The organism is Paraburkholderia sp. HP33-1 (assembly GCF_021390595.1).
Lineage (GTDB): Bacteria > Pseudomonadota > Gammaproteobacteria > Burkholderiales > Burkholderiaceae > Paraburkholderia.
Genome location: NZ_JAJEJR010000002.1, coordinates 1486070 through 1511496, shown reverse-complemented (window position 1 = coordinate 1511496; position 25427 = coordinate 1486070). Strand labels below are relative to the sequence as shown.

At 62.5% G+C, this 25427-nt stretch carries 15 protein-coding genes, 2 tRNA genes, 3 rRNA genes and 3 pseudogenes; 19 read left to right on the top strand and 4 right to left on the bottom strand.

The window, feature by feature from the left end; genetic code table 11:
- Window positions 1–34 precede the first annotated feature (34 nt).
- Together L0U81_RS22845 and L0U81_RS22840 are read left to right on the top strand one after the other, a co-directional pair.
- A complete protein-coding gene (locus L0U81_RS22845; protein WP_233805763.1) occupies window positions 35–1699 on the top strand; it encodes a S10 family peptidase in 1665 nt (554 codons plus the stop codon).
- Window positions 1700–1962: 263 nt separating this feature from the next.
- A complete protein-coding gene (locus L0U81_RS22840; RefSeq protein ID WP_233805762.1) occupies window positions 1963–2229 on the top strand; it encodes an RNA-binding protein in 267 nt (88 codons plus the stop codon).
- A 9-nt stretch (window positions 2230–2238) separates the two neighbouring features.
- On the opposite strand, the gene nadE is transcribed toward L0U81_RS22840, so the two are convergent.
- Complete coding sequence (gene nadE / locus L0U81_RS22835) at window positions 2239–3102, bottom strand: ammonia-dependent NAD(+) synthetase (RefSeq protein ID WP_233805761.1); 864 nt, start codon at window positions 3100–3102, stop codon at window positions 2239–2241.
- A gap of 399 nt (window positions 3103–3501) precedes the next feature.
- On the opposite strand from nadE, the gene L0U81_RS22830 reads away from it, so the two are divergent.
- Entirely contained in the window at window positions 3502–4449 is a 948-nt protein-coding gene (locus L0U81_RS22830; protein ID WP_233805760.1) for a L,D-transpeptidase, read from the top strand.
- A gap of 33 nt (window positions 4450–4482) precedes the next feature.
- On the opposite strand, the gene L0U81_RS22825 is transcribed toward L0U81_RS22830, so the two are convergent.
- Window positions 4483–5352: a DMT family transporter gene (locus L0U81_RS22825; protein WP_233805759.1), complete on the bottom strand. Its 870-nt coding sequence runs from the start codon at window positions 5350–5352 to the stop codon at window positions 4483–4485.
- Window positions 5353–5450: 98 nt separating this feature from the next.
- Complete coding sequence (locus tag L0U81_RS22820; RefSeq protein ID WP_233805758.1) at window positions 5451–7007, bottom strand: ABC1 kinase family protein; 1557 nt, start codon at window positions 7005–7007, stop codon at window positions 5451–5453.
- Between the two features lie 262 nt (window positions 7008–7269).
- On the opposite strand from L0U81_RS22820, the gene L0U81_RS22815 reads away from it, so the two are divergent.
- The 15 genes and pseudogenes from L0U81_RS22815 (at window position 7270) to rrf (ending at window position 22679) form a co-directional block, all read left to right on the top strand.
- The gene (locus L0U81_RS22815) at window positions 7270–8025 is read left to right on the top strand and encodes a DeoR/GlpR family DNA-binding transcription regulator (RefSeq protein ID WP_233805757.1); all 756 of its coding nucleotides are present in this window, start codon (window positions 7270–7272) and stop codon (window positions 8023–8025) included.
- Between the two features lie 212 nt (window positions 8026–8237).
- On the top strand, window positions 8238–8522 hold the full coding sequence (locus tag L0U81_RS22810; RefSeq protein WP_233805756.1) for a hypothetical protein: 285 nt from the start codon (window positions 8238–8240) through the stop codon (window positions 8520–8522).
- Between the two features lie 178 nt (window positions 8523–8700).
- Window positions 8701–9792, top strand: coding sequence for a 2-aminoethylphosphonate ABC transporter substrate-binding protein (gene phnS, locus L0U81_RS22805; protein WP_233805755.1), 1092 nt, complete (start codon window positions 8701–8703; stop codon window positions 9790–9792).
- A 100-nt stretch (window positions 9793–9892) separates the two neighbouring features.
- Window positions 9893–10993 carry a 2-aminoethylphosphonate ABC transport system ATP-binding subunit PhnT gene (phnT, locus tag L0U81_RS22800; RefSeq protein WP_233805754.1) on the top strand — a complete coding sequence of 367 codons (1101 nt, stop codon included), beginning with the start codon at window positions 9893–9895 and terminating at the stop codon, window positions 10991–10993.
- Window positions 10971–11918 carry a 2-aminoethylphosphonate ABC transporter permease subunit gene (locus L0U81_RS22795; protein WP_233805753.1) on the top strand — a complete coding sequence of 316 codons (948 nt, stop codon included), beginning with the start codon at window positions 10971–10973 and terminating at the stop codon, window positions 11916–11918. The genes phnT and L0U81_RS22795 overlap by 23 nt, the downstream gene beginning before the upstream one ends.
- A complete protein-coding gene (phnV, locus tag L0U81_RS22790; protein ID WP_233805752.1) occupies window positions 11908–12771 on the top strand; it encodes a 2-aminoethylphosphonate ABC transport system, membrane component PhnV in 864 nt (287 codons plus the stop codon). Before L0U81_RS22795 ends, phnV begins: the two co-directional genes overlap by 11 nt.
- An 87-nt stretch (window positions 12772–12858) precedes the next feature.
- Window positions 12859–13614, top strand: a complete 756-nt coding sequence (locus L0U81_RS22785) for a phosphonate utilization associated transcriptional regulator (protein WP_233805751.1) — start codon at window positions 12859–12861, stop codon at window positions 13612–13614.
- 40 nt (window positions 13615–13654) lie between these two features.
- Window positions 13655–14929 (top strand): phosphonoacetate hydrolase, encoded by a 1275-nt coding sequence (gene phnA, locus L0U81_RS22780; protein WP_233805750.1) that lies wholly within the window; start codon window positions 13655–13657, stop codon window positions 14927–14929.
- Window positions 14926–16376: pseudogene (phnY, locus tag L0U81_RS22775) on the top strand (phosphonoacetaldehyde dehydrogenase). The gene phnA and the pseudogene phnY overlap by 4 nt, the downstream one beginning before the upstream one ends.
- Window positions 16377–16379: 3 nt before the next feature.
- Complete coding sequence (locus L0U81_RS22770) at window positions 16380–16940, top strand: phosphonate degradation HD-domain oxygenase (protein ID WP_233805749.1); 561 nt, start codon at window positions 16380–16382, stop codon at window positions 16938–16940.
- A 497-nt stretch (window positions 16941–17437) separates the two neighbouring features.
- A 16S ribosomal RNA gene (locus tag L0U81_RS22765) occupies window positions 17438–18968 on the top strand.
- Between the two features lie 75 nt (window positions 18969–19043).
- Window positions 19044–19120: transfer RNA gene (locus L0U81_RS22760), tRNA-Ile, on the top strand.
- 63 nt (window positions 19121–19183) lie between these two features.
- Window positions 19184–19259 (top strand) — tRNA-Ala (locus tag L0U81_RS22755).
- 295 nt (window positions 19260–19554) lie between these two features.
- Window positions 19555–22435 (top strand): 23S ribosomal RNA (locus L0U81_RS22750).
- Between the two features lie 130 nt (window positions 22436–22565).
- A 5S ribosomal RNA gene (rrf, locus tag L0U81_RS22745) occupies window positions 22566–22679 on the top strand.
- The 16S, 23S and 5S rRNA genes sit together here with 2 tRNA genes alongside, the layout of an rRNA operon.
- A gap of 201 nt (window positions 22680–22880) precedes the next feature.
- Here the strand turns inward: rrf and L0U81_RS22740 are convergent.
- Window positions 22881–23762: pseudogene (locus L0U81_RS22740) on the bottom strand (LysR family transcriptional regulator).
- A gap of 275 nt (window positions 23763–24037) precedes the next feature.
- Between L0U81_RS22740 and L0U81_RS33850 the strand changes: the two are divergent.
- Window positions 24038–25368 (top strand): annotated as a pseudogene (locus tag L0U81_RS33850) (FUSC family protein); the annotation flags it as partial.
- Window positions 25369–25427: the final 59 nt, after the last annotated feature.

The following is a 25427-nucleotide window of genomic DNA, read 5'->3' as shown; positions in this document are numbered from 1 at the left end:
CGCACGGCACGTAAAACGAACCCTTGGAGCGATCATGACGAACACAGAATCAGCTTCCGGTAATCAGCCTTCGCCGCACAACACGCATGCCACGGCCACAGCAGGCGCGGCCACCGCCACAAGCGCGCCGAACAAGGCCGGCGACCAGCCGTTCTTCGATCCGGTAGCCTACGGCAACGGCCCTGACGATTCGGTCACCGAAACAGTCGAGACGGCCGCGATCACGCATCATTCGGTGACGATCGGCGGGCACAAGATCAACTACACGGCGACCGCGGGCCATCTGGTGATCGTCGATCCGAGCAGCTCGCAGCCGTCGGCGCGAATGTTCTACGTCGCATTCACGCAGGACAACCAGAAGGAAGATACGCGGCCGGTCACGTTCTTCTATAACGGCGGGCCGGGGTCGTCGGCGGTATTCGTGCTGCTCGGCTCGTTCGCGCCGCGCCGCATCAAGACGTCGATGCCGGGCTTCACGCCGCCCGCCCCGTATTCGCTCGAAGACAATCCGGACAGTCTGCTCGACAAAAGCGACCTCGTGTTCATCAACCCGGTCGGCACCGGCTATTCGGCGGCAATCGCGCCGAAGAAGAACCGCGACTTCTGGGGCGTCGATCAGGACGCGGATTCGATCAAGCAGTTCATCAAGCGCTTCCTGACGAAGAACAACCGCTGGAATTCGCCGAAGTATCTGTTCGGCGAGTCCTACGGCACGGCGCGCAGCTGCGTGCTCGCATACCGGCTGCACGAGGATGGGGTCGATCTGAACGGCATTACGCTGCAATCGTCGATTCTCGATTACACGCAATCGGGCAACCCGGTCGGCGCGCTGCCCACGGCGGCGGCGGACGCGTGGTATCACAAGAAGCTCGGCGTCGCACCGCGGCCGACCGATCTCGGCACGTTCGCCGAGGAGGTCGCGCAGTTCGCGCGCACCGACTACCTGGACGCGCTGCGCAAGTTTCCGACCACAGACGCCTCGACCGTCGAAAAGCTCAGCGAATACACCGGCATCGACAAAACGACGCTGCTCGCGTGGAGCCTCGACATCGCGGGCTACGACAGCCGCGGCAACTCGCTGTTCCTGACCACGTTGCTGAGGTCGCAAGGCCTCGCGCTCGGCGCCTACGACGGCCGCGTGACCGCGATCGACACCGGCATCGCCGGCAAGATCGACCCGAACTCGGGCGGCAACGATCCGACGATGACCGCGGTCACCGGGGTCTACACGACGATGTGGAACGTGTATCTGAACGAGCAGTTGAAGTACACGTCGAACTCGTCGTTCACCGACCTCAACGATCAGGCGTTCAAGTACTGGGATTTCAGCCATATCGATCCGACTGGCGCGCAGAAGGGTGTCGACTCGCAGGGCAACATCATTCTGTACACGGCCGGCGACCTTGCAGCCGTGATGGCGCTCAATCCCGACCTGAAGGTGTTGTCGGCGAACGGTTTCTTCGATTTCGTCACGCCGTTCTATCAGACCGTACTCGATCTGCAGCAGATGCCGCTCGTCAGTCAGCAGGTGCGGCAGAACCTGTCGGCGCGATTCTATCCGTCAGGGCATATGGTGTATCTCGACGGCGGTTCGCGCACCGCGCTGAAGGCCGACCTCGCGCAGATGTACCAGGAGACGGTGTCGAACGCGCAGGCGCTTGGGCGGATCCGCGCGTTGCAGGCGCGGGTTGCGAAGTAGGGCGAGCAAGCTGCGCGCGGGCGTTGCCGAATCGGTCGGCGGCCCGCGCGCCGATGCGCTCGAGATTTGCGGCGAACGTGCAAGCCGCGGACTGATTTAGCGCTTGCCGCCACCATCGATGGGAACGTTTAGTCGTTGCCCACGACACTGCGTCACAGTGTCTTCGGTGTCGAAGCGGGCTATCCTGAGAGCAAGACGAAATTCGCACAGGAGATTCGAACGATGGCCTTGTATTTGTCGTGGCTCGCTCTCAGGCAGGCCGCATGAACCTCACCGTGCGCAATATCGCCGAATCGTGCAGCGAGCAGGAAGTGCGGGAATTTCTGAAACGCGAACTCGGCCATTACGCTAAACGTGTCGAGGTCGTGGACGCCGGCAAGCCCAGCGCCTACGCGACGGTCGAACTCGACGCCAGCGTGCCGTATGTCGGCGACGTGATCGCGCGGCAGATTCACGGCAAGCATCTGGGCGGCCTGCAGCTCGAAGCGAGCGCCGATCTGTTCAGCGGCGAACCGCCGGCAGCACGGTAAGCTCCGCGGTCAAAGCGATTCGTCCGACGGCGCCGGCCAGTCGAACGGCGTATACGGCAGCGCCCGTTTGTGACGCGTCGCGTTGTAAAACTGCAGGATCACGTCACGCGCAGTATCGCTGACCGGCTTGCCTTCGAGAAAATCGTCGATCTCGTCGTACGGGATGCCGTACGCGTCTTCGTCAGGGCGAAGCGGCCGCAGCATCTCGAGGTCGGCAGTCGGCACCTTGTGCGCTAGCGCGTCGGGTGCGCCGAGCGTCTTCGCGAGCGCGCGCACGCGACGCTTGCTGAGCCCGGCGAGCGGCAGCACGTCGGCCCCGCCGTCGCCGAACTTCGTGAAAAAGCCCATCACCGATTCGGCCGCGTGGTCCGTGCCGATCACGACGCCCGAACGCGCACCCGCCACCGCGTATTGCGCAATCATCCGCTGGCGCGCCTTGATATTGCCGTGCACGAAATCCCGCTGCGATTCGTCCTTGAACGACACGCCGCTTTTATCGAGGGACTCGAGCATCGCATCGGCCGCAGGTTTGATATCGATAGCCAGATTATCGTCGGCGCGAATGAAACGTAATGCCTGTAGCGCATCCGCTTCATCGCGTTGTTTGCCGTAAGGCAGGCGGACGGCGATGAAACGCGCGTCGTAATGGTTCGCGCGCAAACGCTCGACCGCGAGTTGCGCAAGACGCCCGGCCGTCGTCGAATCGACGCCGCCGCTAATGCCGAGCACATAAGTTTTCAGGCGGCTGCTGCGCAGATAGTCCGCCAGAAAATCGACCCGGCGCTCGATTTCGCGGTTTGCATCGAATTCAGATGCGACGTGCATTTCGGCCGCGATGCCGGCCTGGCGGGCAGCTGGATCGGATTGAGCCATGATCGTCCTGTGTCCTCGTGAGAGAAAAATAGATTGAGACAGGTCAAAGCAGATTGAAAGCGGGTACAAAAAACGGTTTGAAAAGTATCGGAACGCGCCGCGCCTTGCGGTGGCGGTTTTAATCGCGTATTAATTGCCATATTGCCGATACGTCGATTGCCGAGAATAGTCAATTATTATGGAGAGATCGCGTTCTTGAGGGTATTTTCATCGACATGCCTCAATTCGCTGAGTAATATCGACCGTGGCGAACGCCGTAGGGACCGGGCGTGCAATCAATAATAATCATGTTTGCTCCAAGACGCGATGACATACCCAGATCGGCGTGGCCAGCCTGGATTGAAACACCTGAAAATTTGCGTGTGGTTTTGCGCAGGCGTCTTATCAAGTGCCGGCGCGATGGCGGCGCAGGTTCATCCGGCGGCGCCCGCTACGCCGCAGTCGCCTGCGCTGTCGGCATCGGCGGCGCGTGCAGTGAATCCAGCCAAGCCGTCAAAAGTGCGGGAGGGCGCGAGCCGGCCGTTGACCGCGCTCGACGCAGCCACCGTCGCCGCGCCTGACGCGGCCGGCGTCGTCGATCCGCGCCGTGCGTTCCTGCTGCGCGAGGTGTTTGCGCAGGACGTGACGCGCCGGCTCAGGCTGCCCGCCGCGGAGCAGCGCGCGTACGCCGACCGTCTGCAGGCGGCGCTCGATGCTAACGAGCTTGGCAGTCTGTCGGGCGAGTACGTGGTGCTCGTCGATCGCAATCCGAACGTGCAGGCGCTCCTCATCTACTTCCGCGCGGTGCCGGCCGACAGCTGGCAGATGATCGGCGCATCGCCGGTAGCCACCGGACGGCCCGGCGAGTACGACCACTTCATCACGCCGCTCGGCGTGTTCGAACATACGCCCGACAACATGGATTTCCGCTCGGAGGGCACGCAGAACGAAAACCAGATTCGCGGCTACGGCCGGCGCGACATGCGCATTTTCGACCTCGGCTGGGCGCAGGGTGAACGCGGCTGGGGCAAGGGCGGCATGTCGCAGATGCGCTTCCAGATGCACGCCACCGACCCAGATCGGCTCGAACCGCTACTCGGCATTCGCCATTCGAAGGGCTGCGTGCGGATTCCCGCGTCGCTGAACACGTTCCTCGATCACTACGGGATTCTCGACGCCGAATACGCGACGCTCATTGATTCCGGCAAATCACTGTGGGTGCTGAAAAGCGATCGGCAGATCTTGCCGTGGGCGGGGCGTTATATCGTCGTCGTCGATTCGCAGCGCAAGACTCGGCCGGCATGGTCGCCGGCGCCAGGCGCGGTTGCGCGCGCGAAAATGCCCGCGCACGCGGATACGGCCGACTGACGGGCGCTTCCCGCTGTCGCCGCCTGGTGTCCCTCACGATCTGGCCAGCAGCACTCCAGCCAACGCGAGCGCAAACCCGGCGATCTGCACCGGCAGCAGTGTCTCGCCAAACCCCAGATAGCCCTGGAGCGCGGCCAGCGGCGGTGCCAGAAACAGCAGCGCGGTCGCGCGCGCCGCGTTGCCGCGCCGGACCATCCACACGAGCAACGTCACGCTTATGCCGGACAGCATCACGACGCCCCACGCGAGCGATGCCCACAGCGTCGGTGACACGATCCAGCGATGCTCGCCGAGCGCAAGCGCCAGCCCACCCGCGACGATCGCCGCGCCGACGTTCTGCACGGCGCTTGCGCTGCGAATATCGGCCTTCGCGAGTGAGGTCTTCTGGAACAGCGTGCCCGCCGTGATCGCCGCCACCGCGACGATCGATATCAGCACGACGAGCCACGCGGGTGCGTTGCCGTGCGTGGGCGGCGTCGCGGCCGCGAGCTTGGGCGCGAGCACCAGCACGACGCCGGCCAGGCCCAGCGCCATGCCGCTCCAGCCGCGCCGCGACAAGCGCTCGCCGAACAGCGGCGCGGCGACGGCGCCCGTCGCGAGCGGCTGCAGCGCGCCAAGCAAGGCCATCACGCCGGCGCTCAGACCCTGCGCGACAGCCCAGTAGCCGGCGCTGAGATAGACGCCTTGCAGCAGCGCGCCCGCGGCCAGGTGTTTGCCGAAGTTGCGTCCAGCCGGCCAGGTCGCGCGCGTGACGAGAGCGGCCAGCGTAAAGACCAGCGCGGTGCCGCCGAAGCGGGCGAGCAGAAACAGATTGGGATCGGCGTAAGGCGTGATCGCGCGGGCGACCACGAAACCGGTCGACCACAGCACGACGAAGACGGCGGCAAGGAAGGAAGCGAGCATCGAGGCGGGCATTGAAGCGGGCGACGTGAAAAAGCCGCTATCCTGGCGGCATCGGCGGCGCGCGTCTTGTTCGAAGCTGCAACGCGCGAGCCGGACCGTCACCACGCCAGCAGCATCATCCCCGCTCCGAGGATGCCGCCACAGACGACGCACGCCCACAATAGCCAGCGCGTGCGCCGGTATTCGCGCGCGAGATCCGCGAACAGTTGCGCGCTCTGCTGCGGCGCGCCGGTGCGATCGTGCTGCTGCAGATAGCGCACGGCCAGTTGCGGCACGCGCGGCAGCATATGCGCGAGATGCGGCAGCTCGTGCGACAGACGCTTGAGCCAGCCGCGATGATCGAGGTCGCGCCGCGCAATATCGGCGAGCACGCCGCGCGTGATGTTCCATGTATCGACGCCCGGATGCAACGCCCGCGCAAGCATCTCGGCCTGCTGGAACGAACGCTGTGCGGTCGCGAGCGGACCGGAAACGTGGCCGTCGAAGGGCTGTACGCCGTGCAGCAGATGATCAAACAGCGAACCCGCCGAGCGATCCTCGGGCGCCGCCGCGAAGTGCGCTTCAGCGCGCGTGCGCAGCTCGGCTTCGAGCATCTCGGTGCGCGTGTCTTGCGGCACGTGGCCGGCATCGCGGTGCATGTCGGCGAGCCGCGCGTAGTCCTGGTCGAACAGCGCGGTCGCGCCATGCACGAAGAACTCACGCTCGCCGCTCGACAGCGTCGCCATGATCGAGAAATCCGCGAGCACGAGGCGCCCGCGCGTGTCCGGCTCGATGCTGACGCGCACGTGGCGCGCATCGAGCGTCGCGTGGAAGAAGCCATGCTCGAACGCCTGCCTGGTGACCACCTCGACGATATGCGCGGCGAGTGGCGCCAGCTTGATGCCGTGCGCTTGCAGGCCGGGCGCGTCGCTCGCGGGCAATGTGTTGACGCGCTGCATCGTCAGCGTGTGGTCGGTGCACAGCTCCCAGATCACGTCCGGCACGACGATCCGCCTGTCGCCGTCGAAATGGTGGCCGGTCTGGCTCAGATTGGCGGCTTCGGCGCGCAGGTCGAAGCGGCGCAGGATGTCGTCGGTGAAGGTCTGCGCGAGCGCGCGCAACTGCAGCTTGCGCGCGATGCGCGAGAGCTTTTCGAGCCAGCGCGCGACCCAGCGCAAGAGCGCGAGTTCGTCGCCGATCTGTTGCAACTGCTGCGCGCGCACGAGCTTGATCGCGACTTCGTGGTGACCTTTGACCGGCGTCGCGAGCCGCGCGAAATGGGTCTGCTCGGCGAAGCCGGTGCGCACCGGCACAAGGTCGACCGCGCTGAACAGCTCGGCGAGCGGGCGCCCGAACGCGCGCGTCAAAGCCAGCGCGGAGTCGTCCGGCGACAGCGGCTCTTCCATGTGATCGATCGCGTCGAGCGCGTCGTGCAGAGTGCCGCTCGCGAGCTCGGGGCGCCCGGCGAGCGTTTGCGCGAAGCGGCTCGCGAGCGGACCGAGCGCCGGCAGCAGAACATGCAACTGCTGGCCGCTGCGTTCTGACGCATGCACGCGGCCGATCAGCTCGATTATCCAGTGCAGTTTGTGGTCGGGCGGGGCGGCGAGCCAGATCAGGCGCGCGCCGTAACGCAGCGCATGGAACAGCAGCAGTAGACGGCGAAACAGTGGCGGCATCGGCGGTTCGGTTGACGGGCGAGGCGGTGTGCGCGGAACCCGGCGGCATGGCGGCGTTGCGTTCGCCGCGTAGCGGACGAGTCCAGCCGTCAAGGTTAGCAGTTCGGCGCGATGGCGGGCGTGTTCGCGTGCAAGGGCCGCCCGATTCGACTTGAGCGCCGCCGGCGCGACGGAACCGTCAACGCGCAATACGCGTAATACAATACGGCGGCCTTCCTCAATCACCGCGAAACCCAAGCGTGCCGGCTTCCGGCCTTCCCAGATGCTCGCAGAACAACGTCATCAATACATCCTCGCGCAAGTCGCAAAGAATGGCGCGCTGTCGGTCGCCGAGCTGGTGCGCGAACTGAACGTATCGCGCGAAACGATCCGCCGCGACCTCAACGCGCTGGCCGGCCGCGGCCTGCTCGTCACGACGCACGGCGGCGCGTTGTCGAGCGATCGGCGCGAGCCCGATCTCGATACGCGCGAAGCCGAGAACGCCGGCGCCAAGCGCGCGATCGGCGAGCGCGCGGCCGAGTTCGTGCCGGACGGCGCGTCGCTGATCATCGATTCGGGTAGCACCACGCAAGCGGTGGCGCGGGCGCTGCTCGACCGGCATCGGCTGACGGTCTATACGAACGACTGGCGCATCGCGCTGCTGCTCGGCCGGCGCAACGACAATCGCGTGACGCTCCTCGGCGGCGAGCTGTCCGATATCGAAGACGCGACTTTCGGGCTCGACACCGTCCAGCAGCTCACGCAGTACCACGCCGATTTCGCGTTCATCGGCGCGGGCGGGATTTCGCCCGACGGCTATCTGACCGACTACAGCCGCATGGCCGCTGAAGTGCGCAGTCGCATGATCGCCGCGGCCGACATGGTCCTGATCGTCGCCGATCATTCGAAGTTCGGACGCGTGACGCCGGTGCGCATCAACGGCATCGAGTCGGCGCGTTATCTGGTCACCGAACTGGCGCCCGAGCGTGCGCTCGGCAAGGCGATCACGGCGCACGGGCCTGAGATTCTGATTGCTTGAAGCGGCTTAGCCGAGTGGTCTCCACTGCGCTCGTAGGCCACTGACTGAAAGACCCATTCCCCACCCGCCAAAATCTCAATCAAAAAAGCCACGGGTTTCGCTGTGAGAACCGAGGCGACGAGGCGCAATCCGCGCCGTCGTCCCGACCCCGTCCGCCCCGACCCCGTCCGCCCCAACCGAGACAGGTGCCCCGAACGCCACGAACACGGCCAGTGCGCCGCCCCGGCTCCGCCTGCGCGAGCACCGTCGCCCGCGACACGCCCACCGCAATCCTCCCGACGCATCCTGCCTACATCGTCATTTTCGCCATATACGATTCACACGGGATCGGCGTGCGGCGCTTCGCTTTCGCGCGGCTCGACGAGTCCCGTCGATTGGCTTGGGTTGGCGAATTGTGTCGTTTTTTGGAATTCGGCACAATCGTCATGGCCTTGTCATCGAAACCTGTGATTCTTGCCGTGCCCGCTCAGGTGCGGCAGGCAGCGCGTGTGTCGTAGGCGGGCTGTCAGTCAGGCTGGGCGCGAAGCGGCAAAGTTGTCGGCAATCTGCAATCCACGACAGACCGGCGCGATAACCGCAGCGGGCAACACGCAAGCGGCGCGTGCCGCCGTTCAATCACTACAGGTATGGGTTATCCCGACCGTCTGGTTTTTATTGCCCTTCGGAGAGAGCGACATGAAAACGACGAATTCCCTTCACGCCGCGGCCGGTCTCGCGCGCAAACTGCTGCCGGCGCTCGTCGCCGCGGCCGCGTTCGGCGGTACCGCGATGCAGGCGCAAGCGGCCGACGCCGTCGTGTTGTACACGGCCGATGGCCTCGAAAATCTGTACAAGGACGTGCTGCCGGCCTTCGAAAAGAAGGAAGGCGTGAAGGTCAATATCGTCACGGCGGGTAGCGGCGAAGTCGTGAACCGCGCGACCATCGAGAAGGATCAGCCGAAGGCCGACGTGATCGTCACGCTGCCGCCGTTCATCCAGCAGGCCGACCAGAGCGGTCTGCTGCAGGCATACCAGAGCGCCAACTACAAGAACGTGCCGGCCATCGCGAAGGCCCCGAACGGCGCGTGGGCGACCTTCGTGAACAACTACTTCTCGTTCGCGATCAACCCCGAAGTCACCAAGACCCAGCCAAAGACGTTCGCGGACCTGCTGCATCCGGACTTCAGCGGCAAGGTCGCCTATTCGAATCCGGCGACCGCCGGCGACGGCATGGCGGTGATCATCCTGACCTCGTCGCTGATGGGCGAAGACCAGGCGTTCGACTATCTGAAGAAACTCGAGCAGAGCGCCAAGTTCCACACCAAGGGCACGGGCTATCTCGACGTGCTGCTGTCGCGTAACGAAATTGCGTTCGCCAACGGCGACCTGCAGATGGACCTCGACGACGCGGCCAACGGCGGCCTGTCGCTGAAGCCGGTGTTCCTCGCCGCCACGCCCGGCGGCCAGCCGACCACGTTCCAACTGCCGTACGCGATCGGGCTGATCAAGAACGGCCCGAACCAGGCCGAGGGCAAGAAGCTGATCGACTATCTGATGTCGACGGACGTGCAGTCGAAGGTGCCGGACATCTTCGGCATTCCGGGGCGCACCGACGTGCCGCTCGCGGGCAAGAACGGCGAAACGGTCAAGCAGTCGATTGCCGGCGTGAAGCTGATTCCGGTCGACTGGAACCACGTGATGGCGAAGAAGGCCGACTGGACCGCGCGCTGGAAGAGCGAAGTAATCGGTTCGTCGGGCAAAGAGACCGAAGTGGTCAAGCCGAAGTAAGTGGTCCAGGCAGGCAGCGTTTGACGTTGTTGATTCAGGCGGCGCTTCGCGGCTACTGCGGGGCGCCGCGTCGCATTCATTCTGTTGGAGGACGACCCCGGTGAACACGGCCAGTCTCGCTCATCCCAATGCGCCGGGCGCTTCGCTGGATGCGCTCGACGCCGCGCGTTCGGACGCGCCGGGCGGCGTGCAGATCGATCACCTGACGGTGCGCTTCGGCGCCCGCACCGTGCTCGACGATCTGTCGTTGACCATCCAGCGCGGCGAATTGCTCACCGTGCTCGGCCGCAGCGGCTGCGGCAAGACGACCTTGCTGCGCTTCATCGCGGGCTTCATCGAGGCGGACGGTCTCGCCGGCACGCTGACGGTGGCCGGCCGCGATCTGACGCACGTGCCGCCGCACAAGCGCAATCTCGGTCTGCTGTTCCAGAGCTACGCGCTGTTTCCGCATCTGACGGTGTTCGAGAACGTCGCGTTCGGTCTGCGTGCACGGCGTATCGCGGCGCGCGACGTCGCGCGCCGCGTTGCCGACGCGTTGAAGCTCGTGCAACTCGGCGACGCCGGTCACGTGATGCCCGCGCAACTGTCGGGCGGCATGCAGCAGCGCGTGGCGCTGGCCCGCGCGCTCGTGATCGAGCCCGACGTGCTATTGCTCGACGAACCGCTGTCCGCGCTCGACGCCAATCTGCGCGCCTCGGTGCGCTCCGAATTGAAGGCGCTGCATGAGCGCCTGCCTAGTCTGACGATCGTCTGCGTGACGCATGATCAGGACGACGCGCTCGTGCTGTCCGACCGCACGCTGCTGATGCGCGACGGCCACATCGCACAGCTCGGCACTCCGCAGCAGCTGTACGACACGCCGGCCGACGGCTTCGTCGCGCGTTATCTCGGCGCGGCCAATCTGCTGCCGCCGCAGGTCGCGTTTGGCATGGACGACGCGCGCTACAACGAGCGCGAGCGTGTCGCGTGTCTGCGTCCAGAGGCGCTGCGCATCGTGCCGCTCGGCGAGGGGCAACTGCATGGCGCGATCGCGTCGGTCGAATGGTATGGCGCGGCCTTGTCGGTGTCGGTCGTGCTCGATGCGCTGCCGAACGACCCCGTGCTCGTCACGATGCCGCGCGGTCCCGGCATGACGCCGGAGAAGGGTGCGCGTATTTCCCTGCGTTTCGAGGCTGGCGATGTCGTCCTTATCAAGCCCTGATACGCCCAATCCGCTCGGCCTCGGCGCCGAAGCCGAGGCACGGCGGCTCGCGAGTGCCGCGGCGCATACGGCCGCGGTGAAGCGGCGCGAGCGCATGGCGCAATGGCATCTGCTGTTCATTGCGGTCGTGGTGCTTGGACCGCTCGTCATCTATCCGCTCGTGCGGCTCGTGATGCTGAGTCTGACCGACGCGCATGGCCTCTCGGGCCACGCGTACATGACGTTCTTTGCTAATCCCGAAACGCGCGGCGTGATCGGCACGACGCTCGGCATCCTGTTCGCGAGCGCGAGCCTGGCCTCCCTGCTCGGCGTCGCGCTCGCGTCGCTGCTGTTCTTCAAGCCGTTTCCGGGCGCGCGCCTGGTCACGCGCTTTCTCGAACTGTTCGTCGCATTTCCGTCGTTTCTGGTCGCGTTCACGCTGATCTTTCTGTACGGCTCGCAGGGCTCGGTCAGCATCGCGCTGCAGCGGCTGTTCAATCTGCAGGCGCCGCCGCTCAATTTTCTGTTCGGCATCGGTGGCGTGATCCTCGCGGAAGTCGTGTTCTATACGCCGTTCGTCGTGCGTCCGACGTTGGCATCGTTCGCGCTGCTCGACCAGCGGCTGATCGAAGCCGCGCGCAGCCTCGGCGCAAACGGCCTGATGGTCGCGTTTCGCGTGATTCTGCCGCTAGCGTGGCCGGGCATCGCGGCTGGCACGATCCTGTGTTTTCTGCTGACGCTGAACGAGTTCGGCATTCTGCTGGTGCTCGGCAGCGCGCATCTGATTACGCTGCCGGTCGCGATCTACAGCGCCGCCACGGTTGATCTCGATCTGCCGACCGCCGCCGCCGGTGCGGTCGTCATGCTGCTGATGTCGTTGTCGCTGTACGCGCTGTACCGGCGCGTCAACAGCCGGAAGGTGAAGGGAGCCGGTCATGGCCGATGAACTCGATCCGACCGTGTTGCCGGTCAAGCACAAGAAGGGCCGGCCGGTGCGGCACAGCCTGGCGGTGCGTGTGTTGGGCAGTCTGTTTCTCGGCTTCGCCGCGCTGCTGAGCTTCTGGCTGTTCGTGTTGCCGGTGCTGGTGGTTGCACTGTCGAGCGTGGCATCGCACTGGTCCGGCACGATCCTGCCCGACGGTTTCAGCATGCGCTGGTTCGAGCGCCTCAGTTCGAGCGACTTCGACGCGCTGACGACCAGTCTCGAAGTCGGTATGGGCGTCGCGGTGCTCGGCACGGTCCTCGGTTTGTGGCTCGCGCTCGCGCTCGAAGGACGCGACCGGCGCGGCCTCGGCGCTGTCGTCGACACGATCGCAATGATGCCCAACGGCGTGCCGAGCGTGGTGCTCGGCCTCGCGGTGCTGATCGCGTATCACAAGCGGCCGCTCGACCTGTCGAGCTCGGCGGCGATCGTCGTGTTCGTGCAACTCGCGCTGGTGCTGCCGTTCTGCTACCGCTGCGCGGCCGCCGCGCTGCGCCCGGAGCTGACCGTGCTGCGCGAAGCGGGCGCGAGTCTCGGTGCGCCGCCGTCGATGGTGCTGCGCCGCGTCGTGCTGCCGCAACTGGTGCCGGCGATCCGCGCGAGTCTCGCGCTCGGCTTCGCGCTGTCGCTCGGCGAACTCGGCGCGACGCTGACCGTGTATCCGCCGGGCTTCGCGACGGTGCCGATCGTCGTGGTCGGGCAGGTGGAGCGCGGCTATTACCTGCCGGCCTCTGCGCTGTCGCTGATTTTGCTGCTGGTCTCGCTGGTCGCGCTGCTGATGATCGCGGCGCGCGCTCCCCGTCGACGGATCGACTGACCAGACTGACTGGCGGCCAATTTTCGTGATCTGAAGCGCGCGCGCCGACGGATAGGCATCGATGTCGATGGGGCAACATTTGTCAAAATGACCGAACATATGCACCCTGCTTCCGTCGATCCGATCGAGGTCGTGCGCCGCCATTCGCTGACGACGCTGGTGCGCGACGAGATCGAACGGCATATCGTCGACGGCACGCTGACGCCGGGCGACAAGCTCAACGAAGCCGACTGGGCGGCACGGTTGCAGGTGTCGCGCGGGCCGGTGCGCGAGGCGTTTCGCGCGCTCGAGCAGGCGGGGCTCGTGCGCACTGAAAAGAACCGCGGCGTGTTCGTGCGGACGGTATCGCTCGCGGAGGCGGATGAAATTTACGCGGTGCGCGCGGTGCTCGAAGAGGCTGCGTGCCGGATGCTTGCGGTGTGCATCGACGCCGGGAAGCTCGCGGTGCTACGCGACTGGGTCGACGCGATGCGCGCCGCGCTTGCGTCGCACGATCACGATGCGTATGCGCGCGCGAGCGTCGCGTTTCACGATGCGCTCGTCGCGGCGGCCGGCAACACTAAGTTGTACGACACGTATCGCGGGCTCGTCAGTGAGTTGAACCTGTTTCGGCGAGCGGCGCTGGTCGTGCAGGGCGACGCGATGGAGCGCTCGCTCGCCGAGCATCGCGCGATTCTGACCGCGCTCGCGTCGCGCGACGCGGAGCAGGCTGCGCAGTTGATGCGCGCGCATGTGCAGGGCAGATTGCAGCGCGCGCATGGTGCGTGCGCCGTGGCGGGCGACGCGGCGCACGCGCAGCGCGTCCCGGCAACCGAATGCGCGCCCGGCTCGCGCGCGCGGTGATGCCTTTGCAGCGACACCCCCGGCAATGGAAAACCACGCGATGACACACCCCGAGCAACGCATGATCGAAGTCAACGGCCGGAGCTACCGGCTGCCTTCGCAACCGACGGTCGTCGTCTGCGTCGACGGCTGCGAGTTTGCGTATCTGGAAGCGGCGGTCGCGGCAGGTGTCGCGCCGTTCATCGGTTCGATGCTCGAGGGCGGCGCGGCGTTTCGCGGCGACTGCGTGATCCCGTCATTTACCAATCCGAACAACCTGTCGATCGTGACTGGCGTGCTGCCGTCCGTGCACGGCATCTGCGGCAACTACTTCTGGGACCCGGACGCGAACGATGGCGCGGGCGCGGCGGTGATGATGAATGACCCCGCCTACCTGCGCGCGCCCACGCTGCTAGCGGCTGCCGCCGACGCGGGCGCCGCCGTCGCCGTCGTCACCGCGAAGGACAAGCTGCGCGGGTTGCTCGGCTGGCATCTGAAGGGGATCTGCTTCTCGGCTGAAAGAGCCGACAAGGTGACGCGCGAGGAAAACGGCATCGACGACGTGCTCGCTCTGGTTGGTCTGCCGCTGCCGGACGTGTATAGCGCGGGCTTGTCGGAATTCGTGTTTGCAGCCGGCGTTCGGCTCGCGCAGACGCGCAAGCTCGACCTCATGTATCTGTCGACGACCGACTATATCCAGCACAAATGCGCGCCCGGCACCGAAGGTGCGAACGCGTTCTACGCGATGATGGACGGCTATCTCGCGAAGTTCGACGCGCTCGGCTGGGTGATCGGCCTCACCGCCGACCACGGCATGAACGCCAAGCACGATCCGCAAACCGGCGAGCCGAACGTGATCTATCTGCAGGACGTGTTCGACGACTGGCTCGGCGCGGCGACGGCGCGCGTGATTCTGCCGATCACCGATCCGTATGTCGTGCATCACGGGGCGCTGGGTTCGTTCGCGACGGTCTATTTGCCGCGCGAGATCGACGCGGCATTCGTGGTTGCGCGGATCGGTCACCTGCCGGGAATCGAAGTCGTGCTCGATCGACGCGCCGCGTGCGTGCGCTTTGGGTTGCCCGACGATCGGATCGGCGATCTCGTCGTGATCGGCACGAAGCATGTCGTGCTCGGCACGCGACGCGACGAGCATGACCTGTCCGGGCTCACCGTGCCGTTGCGCTCGCATGGCGGGATTTCCGAGCAGGAGGTGCCGCTGCTGTTCAATCGGCACGTTCGGTTGCCGGCCACCGACGGCGGCGGCAACCCAGGCAAACGCCTGCGCAACTTCGATATCTTCGATGTCGCGCTGAATCGCGTGTCGGCATCATGAACACGGCGCTGCGGGACCATCCTGCCTTCCGCGCCGAAGCACTGCGGCTGGGCGGCGAGCGCCTGACGCGCGCGCGTACGCTCGACGTGATCGATCCTTATACCGGCATGCGCGTTGGCACGGTGCCTTTCGCCAGCGTCGACGATGTGCGCGCTGCGTTCGACTATGCGCTCGCGTATCGGCCGACGCTGTCGCGCTACGAGCGTTCGCAGATTCTCGAACGCGCGGCGGGGCTGCTGCGCGAGCGCACCGAACAGGCGTCGGATCTGATCTCGCTCGAGTCGGGACTGTCGAAGCAGGACTCGCGCGACGAGACCGGCCGCGTCGCCGACGTGTTCCGCTTCGCGTCGATCGAGGCGTTGCGCGACGACGCTCAGAGCTACTCGTGCGATCTGACGCCGCACGGCAGAAAGCGCCGCGTGTTCTTACAGCGCGAGCCGCTCGCGGGCGTGATCGTCGCGATCACGCCGTTCGATCATCCGATGAACCAGGTCGCGCATAAGGTCGCGCCGGCCATCGCGACGAATAATCGCGTCGTGCTGAAGCCGGCGGAGAAGGTGCCGCTGTCGGCGCTTTATCTGGCGGATCTGCTGCATGAGGCGGGTCTGCCTGCGCCGATGCTTCAGGTGCTGACTGGTGATCCGCGCGAAATTGCCGACGAGCTGATCACGCATGCGTCGGTCGAACTCGTCACGTTTACCGGCGGCGTCGCGATCGGCAAATACATCGCGAGCAAGGCCGGGTATCGACGTGTCGTGCTGGAGCTAAACGGCAACGATCCGCTGATCGTGCTCGACGACGCTGATCTCGAGCGCGCGGCGACGCTCGCCGTGCAGGGCTCGTACAAGAATTCCGGGCAGCGCTGCGCGGCGGTCAAGCGGATGCTCGTGCAACAGCGCGTCGCAGCGGAGTTCACGGAGCGGATCGTCGAGAAGACGCGCGCGTGGACGTACGGCGATCCGTTCGATGCGTCGAACCAGATGGGCACCGTGATCGACGCCGCCGCCGCGCAGCTGTTTGAGGCGCGGGTGAACGAGGCGGTGGCCGCGGGCGCGCGTCTGCGCATCGGCAACGAACGTAGCGGCGCGCTGTATGCGCCGACCGTGCTCGACAACGTCGATCCGTCGATGACGCTCGTGCGCGAGGAAACCTTCGGGCCGGTCCGCCGGTCATCGCGTTCGATACGATTGACGACGCGATCCGTATCAGCAACGGCACGCCGTTCGGGCTGTCGTCGGGTGTGTGTACGAACCGCCAGGACGCCATCACGCGCTGCTTCAACGAACTGCGCGTGGGCACGGTCAATGTGTGGGAAGTCCCGGGCTACCGGATCGAACTGACGCCGTTCGGCGGTATCAAGGATTCGGAGCTCGGCTACAAGGAAGGCGTTCAGGAAGCGATGAAGAGCTTTACCAATCTGAAGACGTTTTCGTTACCTTGGGAGTAACAGGTGGCACTGAGTCTGGACGATATCCGTTTGCTTTTCGAGCGACACGGCAGCCTCGCGTATAGCGGCGAGCCGGTGACGCAGCTCGAGCATGCGTTGCAGAGCGGCGCGCTGGCCGAGGCGGAGGGGGCGAGCGACGAACTGGTCGCCGCGGCGTTTTTGCATGACCTCGGGCATCTGCTGAACCTGCAGGGGGAGACGCCGACGGAGAGGGGCGTCGACGATCTGCATCAGTATTTCGCGTTGCCGTTTTTGCGGCCGGTGTTGTCGGATGCGGTGCTGGAACCGATTCGTCTGCACGTCGACGCAAAGCGCTGCCTGTGCGCGATCGATGCCTCCTATTTCGGCCAGCTTTCCGATGATTCGGTACGCAGCTTGCAATTGCAGGGTGGGATCTTTAGCGAAGAAGAGGCGCGGGCTTTTATACAGAGACCGTACGCGGAAGACGCGATGCGTTTACGCCGATGGGACGATCGCGCGAAAGAGAAGGATCGCGCGACGCCGGGTATCGACCATTATCTAGCCGTGGTCGAGCGCGCGATGCGCGCGCATGCGGCTGCGTGAGTCGAGGCGCGTTGAGTCGCGGGTAGGCTGAGCGCCGCTTGTCAAAATATCGCTTGCAAGTCCCGGTGACGGCGACTAGAATCCCGCTCTTTCGTGCACCGGATGCCGGGCACGGGGGAAGCGGGAAGCCTTGGATGGCGGGGACTTCAGCGGCGTGGGCAGGTCAGGCGAGTGATAAAAACCTGTTGACGATCTGGCGGAAGTTGTTCATAATTCCGCTTCTCTGCTGCAGACGCAGCGACGCAAACGAAGCGGTGCCGGGTAGTGCAGGTGCGGCGGGTGGTGCGACCGATCTTTAAAAACTAACAGCCGATAAGTGTGGGCGCTTGATGCGCAATGCGACGGCGGATTCTGCGGAATCTGCTGACAGCAAAAGTATCAAGAAGCCTCACACAGTAATGAAAGGAAGGTCTGGTCATCGGAAGATGGCTGGACACTTCGTCAGTACGTTGAGTGAGCGACCGGGTTCGAGAGAGCCCGAAAACAGTAACAGGTTTGAACTGAAGAGTTTGATCCTGGCTCAGATTGAACGCTGGCGGCATGCCTTACACATGCAAGTCGAACGGCAGCACGGACTTCGGTCTGGTGGCGAGTGGCGAACGGGTGAGTAATACATCGGAACGTGTCCTGGAGTGGGGGATAGCCCGGCGAAAGCCGGATTAATACCGCATACGCTCTGAGGAGGAAAGCGGGGGATCGCAAGACCTCGCGCTGCAGGGGCGGCCGATGGCAGATTAGGTAGTTGGTGGGGTAAAGGCCTACCAAGCCGACGATCTGTAGCTGGTCTGAGAGGACGACCAGCCACACTGGGACTGAGACACGGCCCAGACTCCTACGGGAGGCAGCAGTGGGGAATTTTGGACAATGGGCGCAAGCCTGATCCAGCAATGCCGCGTGTGTGAAGAAGGCCTTCGGGTTGTAAAGCACTTTTGTCCGGGAAGAAATCCCTGGTCCTAATATGGCCGGGGGATGACGGTACCGGAAGAATAAGCACCGGCTAACTACGTGCCAGCAGCCGCGGTAATACGTAGGGTGCGAGCGTTAATCGGAATTACTGGGCGTAAAGCGTGCGCAGGCGGTGATGTAAGACCGATGTGAAATCCCCGGGCTTAACCTGGGAACTGCATTGGTGACTGCATCGCTGGAGTATGGCAGAGGGGGGTAGAATTCCACGTGTAGCAGTGAAATGCGTAGAGATGTGGAGGAATACCGATGGCGAAGGCAGCCCCCTGGGTCAATACTGACGCTCATGCACGAAAGCGTGGGGAGCAAACAGGATTAGATACCCTGGTAGTCCACGCCCTAAACGATGTCAACTGGTTGTCGGGCCTTCATTGGCTTGGTAACGTAGCTAACGCGTGAAGTTGACCGCCTGGGGAGTACGGTCGCAAGATTAAAACTCAAAGGAATTGACGGGGACCCGCACAAGCGGTGGATGATGTGGATTAATTCGATGCAACGCGAAAAACCTTACCTACCCTTGACATGTATGGAACCCTGCCGAGAGGTGGGGGTGCCCGAAAGGGAGCCATAACACAGGTGCTGCATGGCTGTCGTCAGCTCGTGTCGTGAGATGTTGGGTTAAGTCCCGCAACGAGCGCAACCCTTGTCCCTAGTTGCTACGCAAGAGCACTCCAGGGAGACTGCCGGTGACAAACCGGAGGAAGGTGGGGATGACGTCAAGTCCTCATGGCCCTTATGGGTAGGGCTTCACACGTCATACAATGGTCGGAACAGAGGGTTGCCAAGCCGCGAGGTGGAGCCAATCCCAGAAAACCGATCGTAGTCCGGATCGCACTCTGCAACTCGAGTGCGTGAAGCTGGAATCGCTAGTAATCGCGGATCAGCATGCCGCGGTGAATACGTTCCCGGGTCTTGTACACACCGCCCGTCACACCATGGGAGTGGGTTTTACCAGAAGTGGCTAGTCTAACCGCAAGGAGGACGGTCACCACGGTAGGATTCATGACTGGGGTGAAGTCGTAACAAGGTAGCCGTATCGGAAGGTGCGGCTGGATCACCTCCTTTCCAGAGCTACGCATTGCTGCGCAAGTGCTCACGCTTATCGGCTGTGGTTAGAAGAAGAAACGCAGACAGACTCAGGGGTCTGTAGCTCAGTCGGTTAGAGCACCGTCTTGATAAGGCGGGGGTCGATGGTTCGAATCCATCCAGACCCACCACTGTCTTGTCTGTGGTGCTGACTGGTCCACCCCGGAGTGACAGGTAACTATCTGTGTATGACTGGGGGATTAGCTCAGCTGGGAGAGCACCTGCTTTGCAAGCAGGGGGTCGTCGGTTCGATCCCGTCATCCTCCACCAATCTTCAATGCCAAGGGTTCAGCAGGAAGTGCTGCTGAGTACTTGGCATTGGCGATTGAGCCAGTCAGAGCGGTACGGGGCAACCCGCTATCGGCTGTCGTTCTTTAACAATCAGGAAGAAGTAGTAAAGAGATTCACGAAAGCGTGCTTAGAGATGGGCGCGTGAGTAGGTGAATCAGGGTTGTGATTGTATCGATGTATTTTTAAGTGATCGAGAGATCGCTTTGGAATACGGCGCAACACGAATACTCAACCTGTAACGCAGTGCGTTTCGAGAGAGACTCACCCGTTATAGGGTCAAGCGAACAAGTGCATGTGGTGGATGCCTTGGCGATCACAGGCGATGAAGGACGCGGTAGCCTGCGAAAAGCGACGGGGAGCTGGCAAACGAGCTTTGATCCGTCGATGTCCGAATGGGGAAACCCACTCCTAATGGAGTATCCGTAGCTGAATCCATAGGCTACGCGAAGCGAACGCGGTGAACTGAAACATCTAAGTAACCGCAGGAAAAGAAATCAACCGAGATTCCCAGAGTAGTGGCGAGCGAAATGGGACCAGCCTGTACTCTTTATTTGTAGTGTTAGCCGAACGCTCTGGAAAGTGCGGCCATAGCGGGTGATAGCCCCGTAGGCGAAAACATTATGAAAGAACTGGGTGTACGACAAGTAGGGCGGGACACGTGAAATCCTGTCTGAAGATGGGGGGACCATCCTCCAAGGCTAAATACTCGTGATCGACCGATAGTGAACCAGTACCGTGAGGGAAAGGCGAAAAGAACCCCGGGAGGGGAGTGAAACAGATCCTGAAACCGCATGCATACAAACAGTCGGAGCCTCGCAAGGGGTGACGGCGTACCTTTTGTATAATGGGTCAGCGACTTACATTCAGTGGCGAGCTTAACCGATTAGGGCAGGCGTAGCGAAAGCGAGTCCGAACAGGGCGTCCAGTCGCTGGGTGTAGACCCGAAACCAGGTGATCTATCCATGGCCAGGTTGAAGGCACGGTAACACGTGCTGGAGGACCGAACCCACTAACGTTGAAAAGTTAGGGGATGAGCTGTGGATAGGGGTGAAAGGCTAAACAAACCTGGAAATAGCTGGTTCTCTCCGAAAACTATTTAGGTAGTGCCTCGTGTATCACCTTCGGGGGTAGAGCACTGTCATGGTTGTGGGGTCCATTGCGGATTACTACGCCATAGCAAACTCCGAATACCGAAGAGTGCAATCACGGGAGACAGACATCGGGTGCTAACGTCCGGTGTCAAGAGGGAAACAACCCAGACCGCCAGCTAAGGTCCCCAAATATGGCTAAGTGGGAAACGAAGTGGGAAGGCTAAAACAGTCAGGAGGTTGGCTTAGAAGCAGCCACCCTTTAAAGAAAGCGTAATAGCTCACTGATCGAGTCGTCCTGCGCGGAAGATGTAACGGGGCTAAGCCATATACCGAAGCTGCGGATGCGTGCTTTGCACGCATGGTAGGAGAGCGTTCCGTAAGCCTGCGAAGGTGCACTGGAAAGTGTGCTGGAGGTATCGGAAGTGCGAATGCTGACATGAGTAGCGATAAAGGGGGTGAAAGGCCCCCTCGCCGTAAGCCCAAGGTTTCCTACGCAACGTTCATCGGCGTAGGGTGAGTCGGCCCCTAAGGCGAGGCAGAAATGCGTAGCTGATGGGAAGCAGATTAATATTTCTGCACCATTGTGAAATGCGATGGGGGGACGGATCGCGGAAGGTTGTCCGGGTGTTGGAAGTCCCGGTCGCTGCATTGAAGAGGGTGCTTTGGCAAATCCGGGCACAGGACTCAAGGGTGTGGCGCGAGCTTCTTCGGAAGCGAAGCAACTGGAAGGGGTTCCAGGAAAAGCCTCTAAGCTTCAGTTTCACAGTGACCGTACCGCAAACCGACACAGGTGGGCGAGATGAGTATTCTAAGGCGCTTGAGAGAACTCGGGAGAAGGAACTCGGCAAATTGGTACCGTAACTTCGGGATAAGGTACGCCCTGGTAGCTTGATGCGCCTGCGCGCAGAGGGTGAAGGGGTTGCAATAAACTGGTGGCTGCGACTGTTTAATAAAAACACAGCACTCTGCAAACACGAAAGTGGACGTATAGGGTGTGACGCCTGCCCGGTGCCGGAAGATTAAATGATGGGGTGCAAGCTCCTGATTGAAGTCCCGGTAAACGGCGGCCGTAACTATAACGGTCCTAAGGTAGCGAAATTCCTTGTCGGGTAAGTTCCGACCTGCACGAATGGCGTAACGATGGCCACACTGTCTCCTCCCGAGACTCAGCGAAGTTGAAGTGTTTGTGATGATGCAATCTCCCCGCGGCTAGACGGAAAGACCCCATGAACCTTTACTGTAGCTTTGCATTGGACTTTGAACCGGTCTGTGTAGGATAGGTGGGAGGCTATGAAGCGTGGACGCCAGTCTGCGTGGAGCCGTCCTTGAAATACCACCCTGATCTGTTTGAGGTTCTAACCTTGGCCCGTGATCCGGGTCGGGGACAGTGCATGGTAGGCAGTTTGACTGGGGCGGTCTCCTCCCAAAGTGTAACGGAGGAGTACGAAGGTACGCTAGGTACGGTCGGAAATCGTGCTGATAGTGCAATGGCATAAGCGTGCTTGACTGTGAGACTGACAAGTCGAACAGGTGCGAAAGCAGGTCATAGTGATCCGGTGGTTCTGTATGGAAGGGCCATCGCTCAACGGATAAAAGGTACTCTGGGGATAACAGGCTGATACCGCCCAAGAGTTCATATCGACGGCGGTGTTTGGCACCTCGATGTCGGCTCATCTCATCCTGGGGCTGTAGCCGGTCCCAAGGGTATGGCTGTTCGCCATTTAAAGAGGTACGTGAGCTGGGTTTAAAACGTCGTGAGACAGTTTGGTCCCTATCTGCCGTGGGCGCTGGATATTTGAAGGGGGCTGCTCCTAGTACGAGAGGACCGGAGTGGACGAACCTCTGGTGTACCGGTTGTCACGCCAGTGGCATCGCCGGGTAGCTATGTTCGGAAGAGATAACCGCTGAAAGCATCTAAGCGGGAAACTCGCCTTAAGATGAGATATCCCCGGGGCTTCGAGCCCCTTGAAGGGTCGTTCAAGACCAGGACGTTGATAGGTCAGGTGTGCACGTACAGTAATGTACTGAGCTAACTGATACTAATTGCCCGTAAGGCTTGATCCTATAACCGGTGGGTTTCACCGGTTGAGATCCATGTTGTGCCAGAAACAGCACAACCCCCACACACGAATCCTTTACGCTTCTTCCCGATTGGCTGTGGCGCTCACCCGTAGCGACGCAGCAACCCGTCATGCCTGATGACCATAGCGAGTCGGTCCCACCCCTTCCCATCCCGAACAGGACCGTGAAACGACTCCACGCCGATGATAGTGCGGATTGCCCGTGTGAAAGTAGGTAATCGTCAGGCTCCTTACCCAGTCAGAAACCCCACCCCTCGCGGTGGGGTTTCTGCGTTTACGCGGCCGTCATCGAAGCAGATGACGTGTTCGACTGAACGAAAAATGTGGCCGGGAACCGGTGCCAGACACTCTCTAAAATTCACCGGATTATCGACACTTGCTTGCGCACACGACTTGCACTTAAACAAGCGTCGAGCCCCCTCCGGCCGCTACTCCGTAGCAGCCCAAAGTCCAAGGCAAGCCTCAACCGGCATTGGACTATCTACTGATCCCATTTGCCCGACCTCAGCGAGGAATGCCTCGTCGCGCGCAATGATCTTCGGCAGATGTGAGCGCAGGAATTCGACCCATGTCCGCGTCTTTGCATCGATGAACTTGCGCGGCGGATATAGCGCATAAACAGTCGTCTTCTGCAGCGTATAGTCCGGCAACACGCCCACCAGCGTGCCGTCGCGCAATCCCGAAATGGCAGCACAAAGCGGCACCATGCCGATACCCATGCCCTCGCGGATTGCCACGACCAATGATTCCGCGATGTTCACATGCACCGGCCCGTCGACTTCCATCAGCTCACGGCCGTTCGGGTCGTCGAGCGTCCATTCATGTGGCGGGAACGCCGGCATATGCAGGATCAGACATTCGTGATGCGCGAGGTCAGCCGGTTTTTCCGGCGCGCCGATCACTGCTACATCGGCACTGCCCTCGAACAGATCGGGCATGCGCTGCGATAGTGTCAACTCGATGGTCACGTCAGGATAAAGTGCGCGATAACGCGAAATGACCGGCAGAAGGGTGTGCTGGCCGATGCTCGCAAAGCTGTGCAGGCACAGCGCGCCCGTTGGTCGTTCGTACGCGCAACTGGCTTCCTCTTTCGCAATATCGACATCCCCGAGGATCTGCTGCGATCGCTTCAGTTAGCGCTCGCCGGCGGTGGTCAGCGCCAGCCGCCGCGTCGAGCGATTCAGCAGGCGTGTGCGCAGATGCGCCTCGAGTTCCGAGACCGCGCGAGACATCGCGCCGGTCGTTGATTTGAGCGATTGCGCCGCCGCTGTGAAGCTACCAGCTTCAACCACCCGCACGAACACTCGCATATTTTGTATGCGTGTCCTTCAAACCTTCTGTTTCATCAGCGAGATCATATTTTCCGCCTGTCTGAGAAACCTCTTGTTGTCCGTTCCGGAACAGATGTTCTGCACCCGTCATCTTAATGTGCGCATCCAGGGCTCCTACAATCGGCGGCTCGCCTGCTGGTGTCAGCGGCGTTGCCCGGAGGCTCTTTCAGCGACCAACCGGGGCGCACTGTTTTCAGATGAAACGCGATCATGCGATCAAGCCGTCGGTGGAGTTCTACGGTCCGAGCTTTGTCATGCGGCGACGACTCAGTCGACCGGTGCTCAATCGGGCCGTGCGCGACTGAGCCAGCAGCGACGGTCTGATCTGGCTGCATCTGCTGAAAACGGTCGCCGCGGGTTTGCGGGCGATGGGCATTGCGATGACCACTGTCTTCGTGTTGATCCAACCGTCCAGCGGCATGGTGCTCGCGAAGAGCTTCTACCGGATTCTCAGAACGGCAGTTGGGACCGTGGCCGCACTCGTGCTCGGCGGGCTGTTCGCTCAGCAGCACGAACTGTACATGCTCGGCATGATCGTTTGGGTGAGCGCCTGTATTGCAGTGGCGGTCCGGTATCGGAATTTCAGGTGGTACGACTTTGTGCTCGCGGGTTACACCGCCGCGCTGATCAACATTCCGAACGTGATCGCGCCTCAAGGGCTGTTACTCGCGGCACTCACGCGCGCGGCTGAAGTGGCGGTCGGTATCGTGTGTTCGAGCGCAATCAGCGCATTGCTGCTGCCGCAGCACTCGAGTCTTGCGCTACGACGTAACCTTCAGATCAGGTACGCGAATATAACTGCGTTCGCTGTCGACGTGCTCGCACGCGGGATCGAGCGAAATCAGTTCGAGCGACGTTTCGCGGAATTCGGCGATGAAATCGCCGGGCTCGAAGCAACGCGTACGTTCGTCACATTCGAAGACTCGGTGATGCGTTCGCGCAGTGCGCCTCTCGTGCGCCTGAACAGGGAATTCATGGATGCGTGCGCGCGTCTGCATGCGCTGCATCAGTTGCTCAAACGATTGCGCGCGGGGGTGCTGCGTCGGTACTCGCGTTCGGCGCATTCATTGCGACGCAGCGCGGCGCGGCAGGGTATGGCATCGGTTTTTCGGTGTTCTTTTGTCTGCTTGCGGGGCCGGACAACGTGGTCAGTTACGTGCCCGATCTGCTGATCAACAACGGCATCGCGCTGACTGCGGCGATGCTGCTCGCCGCCCTTGTTTTCGCGGTGGTCTTTCCCGCCGATATGAGCTGGCTCATCTGTCACACTATGGGCGACCTGCGGTCGCAGGCGAGGGCGGCATGCAAGGACGAGCTGTCTGGTCCCAATCGACGTTTCCAGTCGAGCACGCACGATCTCATTTCGCAACTGCGCGTGCTGTTGACGCACCGTTCACGACGACGGCGCGACGCACTACGCTGGATGCTCGCGACGATCGAAGTAGGTCATGCGGTGATAGATCTGCACAACGAAGTGGCGCGCGCCGACTATGCAGAGATCCTTCAACAGCGTTGGCGCAGCGTGATCGAACACAGCTGCGACGATCTCGCGCGGCTCTTCGCACGCCCTGACGCGGGTGCGCTCGACTACCTGGCTCGCCCCGGACATGCTGCAAACGGTGTATGCGGATCGCGATCGACGTC

Bases quoted from the DNA above. Each gene is read 5' to 3' on its own strand.
- L0U81_RS22845 (WP_233805763.1), top strand. From the start codon at position 35: ATGACGAACACAGAATCAGCTTCCGGTAATCAGCCTTCGCCGCACAAC.
- L0U81_RS22840 (WP_233805762.1), top strand. From the start codon at position 1,963: ATGAACCTCACCGTGCGCAATATCGCCGAATCGTGCAGCGAGCAGGAA.
- nadE (WP_233805761.1), bottom strand. From the start codon at position 3,102: ATGGCTCAATCCGATCCAGCTGCCCGCCAGGCCGGCATCGCGGCCGAA.
- L0U81_RS22830 (WP_233805760.1), top strand. From the start codon at position 3,502: ATGGCGGCGCAGGTTCATCCGGCGGCGCCCGCTACGCCGCAGTCGCCT.
- L0U81_RS22825 (WP_233805759.1), bottom strand. From the start codon at position 5,352: ATGCTCGCTTCCTTCCTTGCCGCCGTCTTCGTCGTGCTGTGGTCGACC.
- L0U81_RS22820 (WP_233805758.1), bottom strand. From the start codon at position 7,007: ATGCCGCCACTGTTTCGCCGTCTACTGCTGCTGTTCCATGCGCTGCGT.
- L0U81_RS22815 (WP_233805757.1), top strand. From the start codon at position 7,270: ATGCTCGCAGAACAACGTCATCAATACATCCTCGCGCAAGTCGCAAAG.
- phnS (WP_233805755.1), top strand. From the start codon at position 8,701: ATGAAAACGACGAATTCCCTTCACGCCGCGGCCGGTCTCGCGCGCAAA.
- L0U81_RS22795 (WP_233805753.1), top strand. From the start codon at position 10,971: ATGTCGTCCTTATCAAGCCCTGATACGCCCAATCCGCTCGGCCTCGGC.
- phnV (WP_233805752.1), top strand. From the start codon at position 11,908: ATGGCCGATGAACTCGATCCGACCGTGTTGCCGGTCAAGCACAAGAAG.
- L0U81_RS22785 (WP_233805751.1), top strand. From the start codon at position 12,859: ATGACCGAACATATGCACCCTGCTTCCGTCGATCCGATCGAGGTCGTG.
- phnA (WP_233805750.1), top strand. From the start codon at position 13,655: ATGACACACCCCGAGCAACGCATGATCGAAGTCAACGGCCGGAGCTAC.